This window comes from Pandoraea soli (assembly GCF_902459595.1).
GTDB classification, from domain to species: Bacteria; Pseudomonadota; Gammaproteobacteria; order Burkholderiales; family Burkholderiaceae; genus Pandoraea; species Pandoraea cepalis.
Map to the genome: position 1 here is coordinate 332,737 of NZ_CABPSG010000006.1, position 14,776 is coordinate 347,512.

A 14,776-nucleotide genomic window follows, 5' to 3' on the forward strand; every position below is an offset into this window, starting at 1 on the left:
TTCCGCTCGATCCTTCCCCGCGAGGGGGGCCTCATCAGACCCGCGTCGTGTGTCCGGGATGACAACACGCCGACATCCCGGATATCGTTCGCCAGACGAACCTTACAACCCGAAGTAGGTCTCGCGCACTGCGTCGCTCGCTTCGAGCTCCGCGCGCGAGCCCGATACGCGCACCTTGCCGTGATCGAGCAAATAGCCGCGATCGGCGAGATCGAGGAACGCGATGTTCTGCTCCGCGATCAGCAACGAGGTTCCGTCGCCAATGGCCGTGCGCAACGCGTCGATCACATGCTTGACGAACACAGGCGCGAGACCGGAGGACGGCTCGTCCATCAACAGGAGGCGGGGTTCGGCGATGAGCACCTTCGCGATGCCCAGCATCTTGCGTTGCCCCCCCGACAGGCTTGCCGCGGCCGCGCGCCGCTTCGCGGCCAGTGCGGGGAAAAGCGCGAACAACACTTCCTTGCGCTGTCGGATTTTCGCTTCGGGCATGAAATAGCCGCCGAGCGCGATGTTCTCGTCGATCGACAGCGTCGGAAATACGCCGAGCTCCGACATGAACGCGATGCCGCGCCGAATCCGCTGGTCGGGCCGCAACGTGTCAATGCGCTCGCCATCGAGCGTGATGCGCCCGCCCGTGCACGGCAATAGCCCAATCAGTGTGCGCAGCAGCGTCGTCTTTCCCGCGCTGTTCGCACCGAGCAACAGCACGGTTTGCCCAGGCTCGACCCGCATATCGACGCCCCAGAGTACCTGCATGTCGCCATAGCCGGCCTCCACGCCTTCGATTACCAGGGATGCCGTCATCATGCCGCTCCAATGAATGCAGCGATCACCTCGGGGTCGCGCGCGGCCGACGCCAGCGGTCCCTCGAACAACATGCGCCCGGCGCCGAGCACGATCACGCGTTCGGTGATGCGGTTGAGAAAATCGAGCAAGTGCTCGACCACGATCATTGCGATGCCACGTGCCGACAGTCGTTGCAGCAACTCGGCGATCACGTTCAATTCCGCGGGATTGAGTCCCGCCCCAATCTCGTCGACCAGCAGCAGTTGCGGCCGCGTGGCAAGCGCCCGTCCGAGATCGAGTAGCTTCTGTTGATTCACCGTCAGCGAACCCGCGACCCGCGACGCCACGCTGGCGAGACCGATGTCTTCGAGAATCGGCCCGATCTCGCGGGGATCCAGACGCACACTGCGCGCCGCGACTTCAACATTCTCGTGCACTGTCATGTCGCGAAACACCTTCGGCACCTGAAACGTACGGTTGATGCCAAGGTGTACACGCCGGTGCATCGGCATGCGGTTGATCGTTTGCCCGAGGAAATCGATCGCCCCTTCGTCGGCCTGCAGGAGCCCCGAGATCACGTTGATGGTCGTCGTCTTGCCGGAGCCATTCGGGCCGACGAGACCGACGATCTCGCCGGGCACGACAGCAAAGTTCACATCGTTGAGCACGACCTGTGCGCCGAAGCGCTTGTGAACGCCCACCAGTTGCAACAATTCAGAAGACATGGATACCCCGACGTTGCAGCAGCGACAGGAGGCCACCCGGCAGAAACAGCACGAGCAGCACGATGAGACCGCCATAGATGAACTGGAAGTACTGTGGCGTGGAAATCCCAATCGCCGCATACAGGACGTAGAGCAGCCCCGCGCCGACAATGGGCCCGATGACCGTGCCGACTCCGCCGAAAAGTGCGAACACGATGGCGAACACCGAGAACTGCAACGTGAACACCGCGTCGGGATAGAACACCGAAATGCCCCATGCGTAGGTGCCGCCCGCGAGCCCGGCGATCAATGCCGACACCAGCCACGCGACGAGACGCACCTGCACAACGTTGACGCCCGCCATCGCCGCGCTCACCGGATCCTGCTTGACCGCACGCAGCGACATGCCAAAGCCGGACGTGCGGAAGTACGCCGCAAATGCACACGCGATGAGCAAAACGCCGAGCATGCAGGCGTAACTTGCGCCCGGACTGTAGACCTGTTCGATCTTGAGTCCGTAGGGGCCGCCGGTCACGTCGGACAGGTTCGGGTTCGACACGACGAAGTAGATGATCTGCGACGCGGCGAGATTCGCGATCGAGAAGTAGGCGCCCGAGAGCCGCAACAACGGCCCGAGCACCAGCCCGAGCAGTGCGGCCGCGAGGCCGCCGCCCGCGACGCACACGAGTATGGGCATGTGCGTATGAAGCACGAGCAGCGACGTTGCATAGGCGCCACTGCCGAAAAAGCCCACATAGCCGAACGGCAAATAGCCGGTGAAGCCGTACAGCAGGTTGAGTCCCTGCGCCAGCACGATAAACGTCATGATCGTGAACAGCAGCGACTGGTTGGCGTACAGACGAGGCGCCACGAGGAAGATCGCGGCGACCACTGCAAGCGTGATGGCCGGTGCGCGCAAGCGTCGCGGCGCCGTCTGTCCGGTGGGGTTCAGAGTGGTATCAAGCAAGACGCACCGCCTTTCCGAGCAAGCCCGAGGGACGAATGAGCACAATGATCAACAGCAGCACATACGGCACTACGTTCGACCACGACGAGTAATAGGTTTGCATCAGCATCGTGCCGAGACCGAACACGAGCCCGCCGGCAATCGTGCCAAGCGGATTGCCAAGGGAGCCGATGACCACGATCGCGAACGCGGTCGTGGTGAGGTTGTCGCCAAGGTCGGGCGACACCGAGCCGAGGAGATACGGCACGAACACGCCCGCGATGCCCGCGAGCGCGAGACCTGCGACGAACGCAATGGTCGACACTCGGCGCACGTCGATGCCGGTGGCAATGGCCTCTTCCCGATTGGCCATCACTGCGCGAGTTGCATAGCCGAACCGCGTGCGCGAGAAATACAGCCACAGCACGACCAGCGCCGCAACGCTGATGCCGGCGGCCCACCACCAGCTATCGGGAAACTGCTGGCCGAAGGCCCCGAGATTGCCGCTGCCGAGCGCATCGTCGGGCAGCGAGCGCTGGTCGGCGCCGAACATCAGTACCGTCAACGACTCGAGCATCTGGCCAATGCCGAAGAACAGGATGAACGACAGCATCTCCGGGTCGTCGCTGCGCTGCAGTCGCGGCACGACGGCCCGATACATCGGCCAGCCAATGATCGTTGCCGCGGCCACCGATACTGGAATGGCCCACAAGGGACTCAGGCCGAAATGATGCGAGACCATCCACGCCGCATAGCTGCCCAGCACGATGAACTGCCCGTGCGCGAGATTGATGATCCGCATCACGCCGAACACGAGATTGAGTCCCAGGCCGACCAGCGTGAAAAAGATACCGTACAGAATGCCGCCCATGACGGCATAAGCAAGAAGTTCCACGTTCGTCCCTTCGCAAGCGAGGATGTCGTTGCCGGCGCCGTCGAGCGGCGCCGGCCGGTTCCTGATCAGACGATGCGACTGACGATCAGTGCGTCGGCGCCGGATACACCGGTTTGCCGGTCGCGTGCGAGTCGGGGTACACGACGACGAACTTCAGCCCCTTGTTGCCGTCCGGCACCATCTGGGCCACCGGGAACGGTTGGCCGAGCTGCGCCCCGTTCGCATTGATCTGGAACGGCCCCAGCAGCGTGGTCGTCTTTCCGGACATGTCGATCAACGCTTGGTGGAAGGCCGGTTGTGCAAACGTCGGTGCGTCGCCAAGCATCTTCTCCATGACAATGCCCGTGTTGTAACCGGCCGAGTCGAGGAAGGTCGGATCCTTGTGTTGGTCGGCCTGGAACGCCTGCACAAACTGCGCGGTATTCATCCCGTAAGTGACCTTGTCGTACTTGACCAGCGGCGGCGTGGGGTACGTGTACGTGTAGGCGAGCGCATCGACCCCCGCATTCTTCGTGAGCAGTTGCAGCAGTTGCCCCGGGAAGATCGTGAACGTCATGTCGAAATGCAGGCCGCTTTGCGACAGTGCGCGTAGAAACGCGATGTCGTTCGGCGCGTAGCCGAATTCAAGCAACGCCTGGGGATTGGCTGCCTTCGCCGTGTGCAGCAGCACGTTGTAGTTCGATTCCGTGGTCGGCACGCTGTGATAGAACACCGGCGTCACGCCTCCCTTCGCGAGTTCCGCCTTCATCGTTTCGGCTTGCGAGGCATCGAAATCGTTCGCGCCATAGACAATCGCCACGCGCTTGATCTTCTGCTTGAGGAGGAAGTTGGCGAGCGGCACCGGCCAGACCGTCGACGACGGAATACTCACATCGGCGAGGTAATCGGTCTTCTGAGTGAAGAAGTTCGCCCCCGAGCCGGTCGGATCGATCAACAGCATATGGTGCTCAGCCGCGAGCGGCACCGCGACCGACGTCAGCACCGACCCAAAGTCGGCCACGAGTATGTCGACCTTGTCCTGCGTGATCAACTGGTTATAAAGCGTGGTCGCCGTGGACGTCGAACTCTGGTCGTCGTACGCCACGATCTTCACGGGAATCTTCTTGCCGAATGCCTTGACGAGCACCCCGCCCTGCTTGTTGACGGTGTCGGCCCAGAACTTCAACCCTTCGTATTGCCCCTGGGAAGCCACCGCGAACGGGCCAGTGCTCGCGTAGAGCGTGCCAATACTGATCTGTGCTGGCGCCTGTGCAGCTTGTGCACCCAGGCTGGCGAACGCGCAGGCGATCGCGGCAGCGGTCATTTTCAGCGAAGTGGCGGTTTTACGGGTCAGTCGCGCGTGCATTGAAATCTCCTCTGGATCGTTTTGACATCAAGACCTGTCCACGCCGCACGGCGAAAGCCGCAATGACGCACGTGGTCAGGGTTCTGCTACGTGGGAAGCGAATGGGAACCGACGGCCTGAGGCCGGGCCGGTTGGGCCCGGCGGGTCAGCGAATGGGGAAGCGGATGAACGTCATGACTTGTCTCCTGATGATCGATATTCGATTGTTTGGAGAAGGTTATGCAATTCGCATGCCAATCACATCGGCGCACGCAATGCCTTGATGCAGCACGGTGCCGGCCTGTCGCGACATGCGCATTGCGCGAAAATCCGCACAAATGCGCCGACGGGTGGCTGGGAAAAGTGACGTCCGGCCGGCTCGCGCCGGAAGCGCCGGAAGCGCCGGAAGCGCCGGATGCGCGGGATGCTTCCGGGGCGTGTCAGGGCGAGTCCGGGCGAGCCGGCGCAAACGAAGCGGCGGCGAACGGCATCACCGCGTTGGCGGATGCTTAGCCGGGGCGAGGCAGGGGGAGCACGCTTATCCCAAGCCGCGCGGCACGCGGGGCTATGCAGATAGACAGGAGGGGAATTCAGGTGGGCCGGGCGGTCGATCGCGTGCCAGGGGCCCGGCCAGACACACGGCCAGCGTGATCGGCCCCCGAAGTGGTCTTCCGACAATCGGGGGCCGATGCGCGTAGGTAACGTCAGTTCTGCCCGTTCAACAACGGCGTGCGAGCAAGCATTCGCAATGCGCGCTAGGACGCGACGCGCGCAAACTCGGTGAAATACGTCGGGAACGTCTTGGCAACGCACTTCGGATCGTTGATCGTCACCGGCACGCCACCCAGGCTCACGAGTGAGAAGCACATCGCCATACGGTGATCGTCGTAGGTGTCGATGGCCGCGTTCGGTGTCAGCGTGGCGGGCGGCGTGACCCGCAAATAGTCCGTGCCCTCCTCCACCGTTGCCCCCACCTTGCGGAGTTCGATCGCCATGGCGGCCAGGCGATCCGTCTCCTTCACGCGCCAGCTTGCGATATTGCGCAGCGTGGTCGTGCCGTCCGCGAAGAGTGCGGCTACGGCGATCGTCATTGCCGCGTCGGGAATGTGATTGAAGTCCATGTCGAGCGCACGCAGCTTGCCGCTCGGCGTGTCGACGCCATGCACTTCAATAGCGTCATCGAACAGTGTGACGCGCGCGCCCATCGCCGCGAGGGCGTCCACGAAACGCACATCGCCCTGAATGCTGTCGCGGCCGACGCCTTCCACGCGCAGCGGCCCGCCCCCAATGGCTCCGGCGGCGAGGAAGTACGACGCCGACGACGCATCGCCTTCGACCCGGATCTCGCCCGGACTCCGATACTTCGCGCCGTTGGCGTCCGCCGCCGGCAACGTGAAGCGCGACCATCCGTCTTGCTGCACATCGATACCGAAGCGCCGCAACAGTCGCAGCGTGATGTCGATATACGGCTTGGAAATCAGCTCTCCCTCGACTTCAACCACGATCTCGCCCGTGGCCGAAGGCAATAGCGGCAACGTGAGCAGCAGCGCGGTAAGGAACTGGCTCGACACATCGCCACGCACGCGAATGGGCGCCGACGGTGCGGCCACATCGGCCGGCTGGATATGCAGCGGGGGATAGCCGGCGTTACCGACGTAATCGATATGCGCGCCGAGCTGGCGCAAGCCGTCAACCAGATCGCCGATCGGGCGTTCGTGCATACGCGCCACGCCGGAGACTGCATAGTCGCCGTGGCTAAGCGCGAGCGCCGCCGTCAGCGGACGAATGGCCGTGCCCGCGTTGCCCATGAACAGCTTGGCCGTCTTGACGGGAAATTCACCGCCACACCCCTCGACGATGAAATCGCGCGAGTCACCGACCTGCGTACATTTGACGCCAAGCGTCGCCAAGGCGTCGAGCATGACCTTCGTGTCGTCCGACGCGAGCAGGTCGCGCACCCGGGTTGTGCCGTGGGACAGCGCGGCGAGCAGCAATACGCGGTTCGAGATACTTTTTGAGCCGGGCAGGCGCAGCGTGCCTTCGGCGTGTCCGTACGGACCGAGATCGAGCGTTTCCATTACTTTTCCTGTTGCTTGGCCCAGTTCGTGCGCGCCTGGCTGGTGCGCGCGAAGACGGCCTCGAGACCGGCGCCGTCACCGGCATCGATCAATTGACGCAAGCCCGCGAGCGTCGCGACGTAGCCATCGAGTTCGGCGAGCAATGCCTCGCGATTGGCCATACAGATATCGCGCCACATTTCCGGATTCGATGCCGCGATGCGCGTAAAGTCGCGAAAACCGCCGCCCGCGAAACCGAATTTCGAGGCAGCATCGGGGGCTTCGAGAATTTGTGCGATGAGCGCGTACGAGAGAACGTGCGGCAGGTGACTGACCGACGCGAATACGCGATCGTGCTGCGTCTCGGACATTTCCGACACACGCGCTCCGGTCGCCTCCCACATCGCGCGCACCCGCGCGACGTCCTCGTGGCGATTGTTCGCTTGCGGACACAGCACGACGCGCCGGTCGAGATACAAATCGGCTTTCGCGGCATCGACACCGGACAATTCCGCCCCGGCGATGGGGTGCCCCGGCACGAAGCGCCAGACCTCGTTGCCCAGTGCGGCCTTGGCGGCGGTCACGGCGTCCGTCTTGGTACTTCCCGCGTCGGTCACGATCGTATCGCCACCGAGAAACGGGCGGATCGCCGCGAGCAATGCGGGCGTCTGCGCCACCGGCGCCGCGAGCACGACGACATCGGCCCCCGCCACGGCCTCGGCCATCGACACGGCAGCCCGATCAATCACACCGAGTTCGCATGCCCGCGCCAGCGACGCCTCGCTGCGCCCGACGCCAACGACTTCCTTCACGGCACCCGCAGCCTTGAGCGCACGCGCGAGCGAACCGCCAATCAGGCCGACGCCGCAGATGACGAGTTTATTCAGACTCATGGTGTTTCGTCCGCCGCCCCGTTATGCGGAGCGCGGGTATGACCCGAGCACTTTGCAGTAGGCTGCGTTCTGACGGAGCGCGTCGAGCGCCTTGGCGACATTGGGATCGTCGCGATGGCCCTCGAAGTCGACGTAGAAGTAATACTCCCACGCACCGCTTTTGGCCGGACGCGACTCGAAGCGTGTCATCGATACGCCATTGTTCGCCAGCGGTTCGAGTAACGCCACCACGGCGCCGGCGCGATTCGGCACCGAGAGAATCAGCGATGTTTGATCGTGGCCGCTCGGCGCCGGATCCTGCGTGCCGACCACGACGAATCGCGTGCGGTTGTGCGGATCGTCCTGCACGTGCGCGTAGGCCACCTGCAGTCCGTATTGGGTCGCCGCGGACTCGCCGGCAATCGCCGCAATGGTCGGATCGGCCGCCGCCATGCGCGCCGCTTCAGCATTGCTCGACACCGCCTGCCGCTCCAGCAGCGGGAAGTGCGCCGTAAGCCAGTGCTGACATTGGGCGAGCGACTGCGCATGCGAGCAGATGCGCCTGACCCCGTCGAGCGTGCCCGACAGCGACATCAGATTGTGATGAATCGGCAAAGCCACTTCGCCGCTGATCGTCAGCGGACTTTGCAGCAGCAGGTCCAGCGTGCGCGACACCACACCCTCGGTCGAATTCTCGACCGGCACGACGCCGAAGTCCGCGCTGCCAGCCTCGACGGCACGGAACACCTCGTCGAGCGACGGGCACGGCAAGCCTTTCACGCTTTGTCCGAAGTAGGCAAATGCCGCCTGTTCGCTGTAGGTGCCGGCCGGCCCCAGGTAAGCGACTGTCATGACCTTCTCCAGCGCACGGCTGGCCGACATGATCTCGCGCCAGATCGACGCAAGGTTGTCGCCATACAGCGGGCCATCGTTGGTTTGTTGCAGACGCGAAATGACCTGCAACTCGCGCTCAGGCCGGAACACCGGCGCGCCGAAACGCTTCTTGACTTCGCCTACTTCCAGGGCGACAGCCGCGCGTTGATTGAGCAGCTTCAGAAGCTGCGCGTCGATGTCATCGATTTTCTCCCGCAAGGGGCGCAGCAATGCGTTCAGATCGTCTTCCATGGAGCGTATTGTCGTCATGCAGTGGAATAGGGTCGGGCGAATCGGAAGTGCTCGGCGCGACGTCCCGAAGAACATCAGGACAGGCCTATCGCGCCGGCCGTTCGCCCTCGTCAGCCGTGGCTGCGCTCGAATTCGCGCAGGTAGTCGACCAGCGCCTCGACGCCGGCCAGCGGCATCGCGTTGTAAATCGAGGCGCGCATGCCTCCCACGGACTTGTGGCCCTTGAGTTGCAGCAGGCCGCGCTCGCGAGCGCCGGCCAGGAAAGTCTCGTTCAATGCGTCGTCGTGCAGGAAAAACGGCACGTTCATGCGCGAGCGGCAATCCTTCGCGACGGGCGTGCGGTAAAACTCGCTGCTGTCCAGGTAGCCATAGAGATAATCGGCTTTGGCTTCGTTCTGCGCCTCCATGGCCACCAGCCCCCCTTGGCGCTTGAGCCACTGGAACACCAGACCGGCGATGTAGATCGCGTAGGTCGGTGGCGTGTTGAACATCGAGTCGTTCTCGGCAACGATCTTCCAATCGAACGCGCTGGGCGTAACCGGCAATGCGCGGCCGAGCAGGTCGTCGCGCACGATGACCACCGTCAGCCCCGACGGACCGATATTCTTCTGCGCACCGCCGTACATCACGCCGAACTTCGACACATCCATCGGACGCGAAAGAATGTGCGACGAGACGTCCGCCACGAGCGGCACGTTCGGCAGCCCGGCGGCGCCCAGATCGGGCGTCCAGAAATACTCGACGCCGTGAATGGTCTCATTCGTGCAGATGTGCACGTAAGCCGGATCTTTGGACAACTGCCATTCTTCCATTGTCGGCAGGCGGGTGAACTTCTCGGCTTCGGTGCTCGCGGCAATATTGACGTCGCAATACTTGCGCGCCTCCTTCTGCGACTTCACCGACCACGAGCCGGTGACGACGTAGTCCGCCGTACGACGCTCTCCCGCACGCTCGCCGCCCAACAGGTTCATCGGGATGAGCGCGTTCTCGGCCAGCGCGCCGCCCTGCATGAACAGAATCCGGTAGTTGTCCGGCACGGCGAGCAGCTCACGCAGATCGGCCTGCGCCTGCGCCAGAATGCTCATGAACTCACGTCCGCGATGGCTCATCTCCATCACGCCCATACCGGCGCCGTGCCAGTCGAGCATTTCCTCGGCAGCCTGTGCCAGCACCTCGGCCGGCAGCGCCGCCGGACCGGCCGAAAAATTGAAAGCGCGCGTCATAATGTTTTGCCACGGTAAAAGTGAAACGCAAGCCGACGGACACTGCCCCGTGCGGCTTGCGTTTCACGTCTGACGATGATGCGTTTGCGCGGCGGCGAAGACCCACTATACCGCCAGATGCCTTCGACGTGCGGGTGTGCGCCCCAATTCCGCCGCAGGACGATGGCTTTGCCGGAAAATTCCGAGCAGAAACCGGCAATTACGTCGTCAATACAAAATGGCCGTTTGCGATCGCTCGCAAACGGCCATCATTATCGGTCAATCCCAGCGGGACCGGCCGAAATTTACTTCTTGGCCGGTGCCTTCGCTGGTGACTTGGCGGCCGCGGCAATCTCGGCGTCCGCTTGCTTGCTGGTCGCGTCGATCGATTGCGGCATGTACTTCTGCATCAGGCCGCCAACGACTTCCTGGCCAACCTGATCTTGCACCTTGATGTACTTCTGGCCGACCGCGCTCTTGTAGAACGCCGTCAGACCCTTGATTTCGTCGGTGGTGTAGAACTTGCCATAAGCCGCGTATTGCGCTTGCACGGCATCGTTCTTGAACGCGTCGGAAGCGAAGACCTTGCCTGCCCCCTCGACGAGCTTTTGCACCGAGCGCTCTTGCAGCGTCGGCACAATGGCCTGCTTCTGCGCATCGCTCATCGTCTTGTTGGCGACCAGTTGGCGTTCGAGCACTTGCGGCGCCAATTGCTTTGCCTGTTGCTGCGCGCCGTCGCCGATGGCGGCAACTAGCTTGTTCGCGTCGATGGCGTCGAGCAGGTCCTTGATGGCGGCCTTCTTGTCGGCATCGATCGGGGCGCTTTGCTGAGCCATCGCCATTGCCGGCGCTGCGAGCAGCAGCCACATCCACTTCTTGACGTTATGTTGCATAGTAATAGTCACTCCAAAGTTCGCCGGCTTTGTCCGGCGATAAATAGATGCATCCTCGCCTGGGCACTTCACTGCATCGAGCCAGATTCTACTGACTTTTCGGGGTAATGCGCCCGCAGCTTACATCGCGTTACGTCAGTCATGACTCCGTGACATCCGCTTCCGGCGTCTCGTCGCCATCTTGAACATCACCGCCATTCTCCGCGATTTCGGCATCGGACTCGACGATGCGCTGCAGGCCCGAAAGCGTCGTGCCTTCGTCCAGGCTGATCAGCGTCACCCCCTGCGTGGCCCGGCCCATTTCGCGAATTTCCGACACGCGCGTACGGATCAGCACCCCGCCGGTCGTGATCAGCATGATCTCGTCATCCGGCTCGACCAACGTCGCCGCGACCACTCGGCCGTTGCGCTCGCTCGTCTGGATCGCAATCATACCCTTAGTGCCACGGCCGTGGCGCGTATATTCGGTGATCGACGTGCGTTTGCCGTAGCCGTTTTCAGTCGCCGTGAGCACCGATTGCTGCTCGTTCTCGGCAACCAGCAGCGCGATGACCGTCTGCCCGTCTTCGAGCTGCATGCCGCGCACGCCACGCGCTTCGCGCCCCATCGGACGCACATCGTTTTCGTCGAAACGCACCGCTTTGCCGCTGTCCGAGAACAACATGACGTCGTGCGCACCGTCGGTGATGGCCGCGCCGATCAGCACGTCGCCGTCATCGAGATTCACCGCGATGATGCCCTTCTTGAGCGGACGGCTGAAGGCCGTCAGCGGCGTCTTCTTCACCGTGCCCAGGCTCGTGGCCATGAACACGAAGCGATCTTCCGTGTATGCCTTGACCGGCAGCACCACGTTGATCTTCTCGCCGTCCTGCAACGGGAACATATTGACGATCGGGCGCCCGCGCGAGGTTCGCGACCCCTGCGGCACTTCATACACCTTGATCCAGTACACACGGCCGCGATTCGAGAAGCACAGAATCGTATCGTGCGTATTGGCGATGAACAGCGTGTCGATCCAGTCGTCATCCTTGGTCGCGGCGGCCTGCTTGCCGCGGCCACCGCGCTTCTGCGCGCGGTATTCGGACAATGGCATCGACTTGATGTAGCCCGAGTGCGACAGCGTAACCACCATGTCCTGCGGCGTGATCAGGTCTTCGGTGTCGAGTTCGGTGGCGTTGTGTTCGATGGTCGAACGGCGCTCGTCGCCGAACTCGGCGCGCACGGCCGTCAGTTCGTCGCTGATGATCGCCGTCACGCGTTCAGGGCGCGCCAGGATGTCGAGCAGGTCGGCGATCTGGGCCATCACTTCCTTGTACTCGGAAACGATCTTGTCCTGTTCCAGACCGGTCAGGCGCTGCAGGCGCATCTGCAGAATTTCCTGCGCCTGCGTCTCCGACAGACGGTAGAGTCCATCGGCCTGCATGCCCACGGCGGCGTCGAGCCCTTCCGGACGGTAGGCCGCACGGCCGCCCTGCGTATCGCTTTCGGCCCGCGAGAGCATGTCGCGCACGACCGACGAATCCCACGCCTTTTCCATCAACGCGGCCTTCGCGATCGGCGGCGTCGGTGCCGCCTTGATGATCGCGATGAAGTCGTCGATATTAGCGAGCGCTACCGCCAGACCTTCGAGCACATGGCCACGCTCACGGGCGCGACGCAGTTCATAGATCGTGCGGCGAGTAATCACTTCGCGGCGGTGCGCAAGGAAGTGCACCAGCATTTCGCGCAGGTTCAGCAGCTTGGGCTGGCCGTCGACCAGCGCCACCATGTTCATGCCGAATGTGTCCTGCAGTTGCGTGTGCTTATAGAGATTGTTGAGCACAACCTCGGGCACTTCGCCGCGCTTGAGTTCGATCACCACGCGCATGCCGCTCTTGTCGGACTCGTCGCGAATGTCGGAAATCCCTTCAAGACGCTTCTCGTTGACCAGCTCGGCAATACGCTCGAGCAGTGAGCGCTTGTTCACCTGATACGGCAGCTCATCGACGATGATCGCCACGCGCTGGCCGCGATCGATGTCTTCGAAGTGAGTCTTCGCTCGCATCACCACACGACCGCGACCGGTGCGGTAGCCTTCGCGCACGCCGGAAATGCCGTAGATGATACCGGCCGTCGGGAAGTCCGGCGCCGGAATGATCTCGATGAGTTCGTCGATGGTCGCTTCCGGGTGCTTGAGCACGTGCAGACAACCTTCGACGACTTCGTTGAGATTGTGCGGCGGAATGTTCGTGGCCATGCCGACCGCAATCCCCGACGAACCATTGAGCAGCAGGTTCGGGATGCGGGCCGGCAAGATCAATGGCTCTTTCTCGCTGCCGTCGTAGTTCGGACCGAAGTCGACGGTTTCCTTGTCGATGTCCGCGAGCAGTTCGTGGCCGATCTTGGCCATGCGCACTTCCGTGTATCGCATGGCAGCGGCGTTGTCGCCGTCGACCGAGCCGAAGTTCCCCTGCCCGTCGACCAGCATGTAGCGCAGCGAGAACGGCTGCGCCATGCGAACGATGGTGTCGTATACAGAGGCGTCGCCGTGCGGGTGGTACTTACCGATGACGTCACCGACGATACGTGCCGATTTCTTGTATGCCCGGTTCCAGTCGTTATTCAACTCGTGCATGGCAAACAGTGCACGGCGGTGCACCGGCTTCAGGCCGTCGCGCACGTCTGGCAAAGCGCGGCCGACGATCACGCTCATGGCGTAATCGAGATACGACCGCCGCATTTCTTCTTCAAGCGAAATCGGGAGAGTTTCTTTGGCGAACTGATCCATTATTCGTATCTATCAAACCCTAATCGCGATAGGCGGTTGCCGGCGATATGATCTTAAGATTCTAACATGCCCGTCATTGGCATCCGAAACGAGCGTGATGCGACGCACAAGACATGTCCGGCATGCCAAAACGATCGGCGACCACGAAGAATGAAACGGTTGGCGAGGGGCCTCAAAAGGTGTTGCGCTCAAACCACAACTGCGCCACGACGGGCGGCAAACTTGGGGTTTTGCTCACGGGTGGCGGAAGCGCTATGGCAAAATGCCGTGGCATAAGTTAGACATTATTCGAAGTGCATGGGCCATGCTTTGGCGCAAATGCCGATGTTATACTTCGAGCGATGTAAGACTTTGGTACCGTCGTCTAGGCTCGCAGTAACCCTGCGGTAATCTCATTTCGAGAGGAGAAATATGAATAAATTCGCTAAGCTCGCGATCGTTGCAGCTACCGCAGTGATGGCTGCTTCGGCTATGGCTCAAAATTATGTCCAGACCGCTCCGGGTCCGATCGCGGCCTCGAAACAAGCAGTCAACGACAACTGGGTTAACGGCAGCGGCGAGTGGGTTTGGAAGAACGGCTCGGACGAACTGTGCTGGCGCGATGCCTACTGGACCCCGGCCACGGCCAATGCCAAGTGCGATGGCTCGATCATCGCCCAGGCACCGGCTCCGGCACCGGCTCCGGTTCCGGTCGCTCCGGTCTCGCAGAAGGTGACGTACCAAGCTGACGCCCTGTTCGATTTCGACAAGGCCATCCTGAAGCCGGAAGGCAAGGCCAAGCTGGACGACCTGGCTGGCAAGGTTCAAGCACTGAACCTGGAAGTCGTGGTTGCCACGGGCTACACCGACCGCATCGGTTCGGACAAGTACAACGACCGTCTGTCGCTGCGTCGCGCTCAAGCTGTGAAGGCCTACCTGGTCAGCAAGGGCGTTGAAGCCAACCGCGTCTACACGGAAGGCAAGGGCAAGCGCAACCCGGTCACGACCGGTTGCAACCAGAAGAACCGCGGTCAGCTGATCAAGTGCCTGGCACCGGATCGCCGCGTGGAAGTCGAAGTCGTCGGCACGAACAAGTAATACCGTTCACCGACTACGAAAAAACCCCGCCTCGGCGGGGTTTTTTTTGGTTCATCGTGGATTACCGGGGAAAGCCGCGCGGATTTTGAGGAAGAAGTATTCCTCGTCGCGGTATCCATAGGCTC

At 62.3% G+C, this 14,776-nt stretch carries 12 protein-coding genes; 1 reads left to right on the top strand and 11 read right to left on the bottom strand.

Features of this window, described 5'->3' with window-relative positions; translation table 11 throughout:
• Positions 1 to 102: 102 nt before the first annotated feature.
• The 11 genes from PSO31014_RS13450 to gyrA all read right to left on the bottom strand — a co-directional run bounded on the left by PSO31014_RS13450 (position 103) and on the right by gyrA (position 13,574).
• Positions 103 to 810 (bottom strand): ABC transporter ATP-binding protein, encoded by a 708-nt coding sequence (locus tag PSO31014_RS13450; RefSeq protein ID WP_246176625.1) that lies wholly within the window; start codon positions 808 to 810, stop codon positions 103 to 105.
• Entirely contained in the window at positions 807 to 1,514 is a 708-nt protein-coding gene (locus tag PSO31014_RS13455; protein WP_017232093.1) for an ABC transporter ATP-binding protein, read from the bottom strand. Before PSO31014_RS13455 ends, PSO31014_RS13450 begins: the two co-directional genes overlap by 4 nt.
• On the bottom strand, positions 1,504 to 2,460 hold the full coding sequence (locus PSO31014_RS13460) for a branched-chain amino acid ABC transporter permease (protein WP_246176626.1): 957 nt from the start codon (positions 2,458 to 2,460) through the stop codon (positions 1,504 to 1,506). The genes PSO31014_RS13455 and PSO31014_RS13460 overlap by 11 nt, the downstream gene beginning before the upstream one ends.
• The gene (locus PSO31014_RS13465) at positions 2,453 to 3,334 is read right to left on the bottom strand and encodes a branched-chain amino acid ABC transporter permease (protein ID WP_150552070.1); all 882 of its coding nucleotides are present in this window, start codon (positions 3,332 to 3,334) and stop codon (positions 2,453 to 2,455) included. The genes PSO31014_RS13460 and PSO31014_RS13465 overlap by 8 nt, the downstream gene beginning before the upstream one ends.
• An 85-nt stretch (positions 3,335 to 3,419) precedes the next feature.
• Positions 3,420 to 4,679, bottom strand: a complete 1,260-nt coding sequence (locus PSO31014_RS13470) for an amino acid ABC transporter substrate-binding protein (protein ID WP_150552071.1) — start codon at positions 4,677 to 4,679, stop codon at positions 3,420 to 3,422.
• A 734-nt stretch (positions 4,680 to 5,413) separates the two neighbouring features.
• Positions 5,414 to 6,736, bottom strand: a complete 1,323-nt coding sequence (aroA, locus tag PSO31014_RS13475) for a 3-phosphoshikimate 1-carboxyvinyltransferase (protein ID WP_150552072.1) — start codon at positions 6,734 to 6,736, stop codon at positions 5,414 to 5,416.
• On the bottom strand, positions 6,736 to 7,608 hold the full coding sequence (locus PSO31014_RS13480; protein ID WP_150552073.1) for a prephenate dehydrogenase: 873 nt from the start codon (positions 7,606 to 7,608) through the stop codon (positions 6,736 to 6,738). The genes aroA and PSO31014_RS13480 overlap by 1 nt, the downstream gene beginning before the upstream one ends.
• A gap of 21 nt (positions 7,609 to 7,629) precedes the next feature.
• The gene (gene pheA / locus PSO31014_RS13485) at positions 7,630 to 8,712 is read right to left on the bottom strand and encodes a prephenate dehydratase (RefSeq protein ID WP_150552074.1); all 1,083 of its coding nucleotides are present in this window, start codon (positions 8,710 to 8,712) and stop codon (positions 7,630 to 7,632) included.
• Between the two features lie 110 nt (positions 8,713 to 8,822).
• A complete protein-coding gene (serC, locus tag PSO31014_RS13490) occupies positions 8,823 to 9,935 on the bottom strand; it encodes a 3-phosphoserine/phosphohydroxythreonine transaminase (RefSeq protein WP_150552075.1) in 1,113 nt (370 codons plus the stop codon).
• 284 nt (positions 9,936 to 10,219) lie between these two features.
• Entirely contained in the window at positions 10,220 to 10,807 is a 588-nt protein-coding gene (locus PSO31014_RS13495) for a DUF2059 domain-containing protein (protein WP_150552076.1), read from the bottom strand.
• A 139-nt stretch (positions 10,808 to 10,946) separates the two neighbouring features.
• Positions 10,947 to 13,574, bottom strand: a complete 2,628-nt coding sequence (gene gyrA, locus PSO31014_RS13500; RefSeq protein WP_150552077.1) for a DNA gyrase subunit A — start codon at positions 13,572 to 13,574, stop codon at positions 10,947 to 10,949.
• 411 nt (positions 13,575 to 13,985) lie between these two features.
• Between gyrA and ompA the strand changes: the two genes are divergently transcribed.
• Positions 13,986 to 14,651, top strand: coding sequence for an outer membrane protein OmpA (gene ompA / locus PSO31014_RS13505; RefSeq protein ID WP_017232104.1), 666 nt, complete (start codon positions 13,986 to 13,988; stop codon positions 14,649 to 14,651).
• Positions 14,652 to 14,776: the final 125 nt, after the last annotated feature.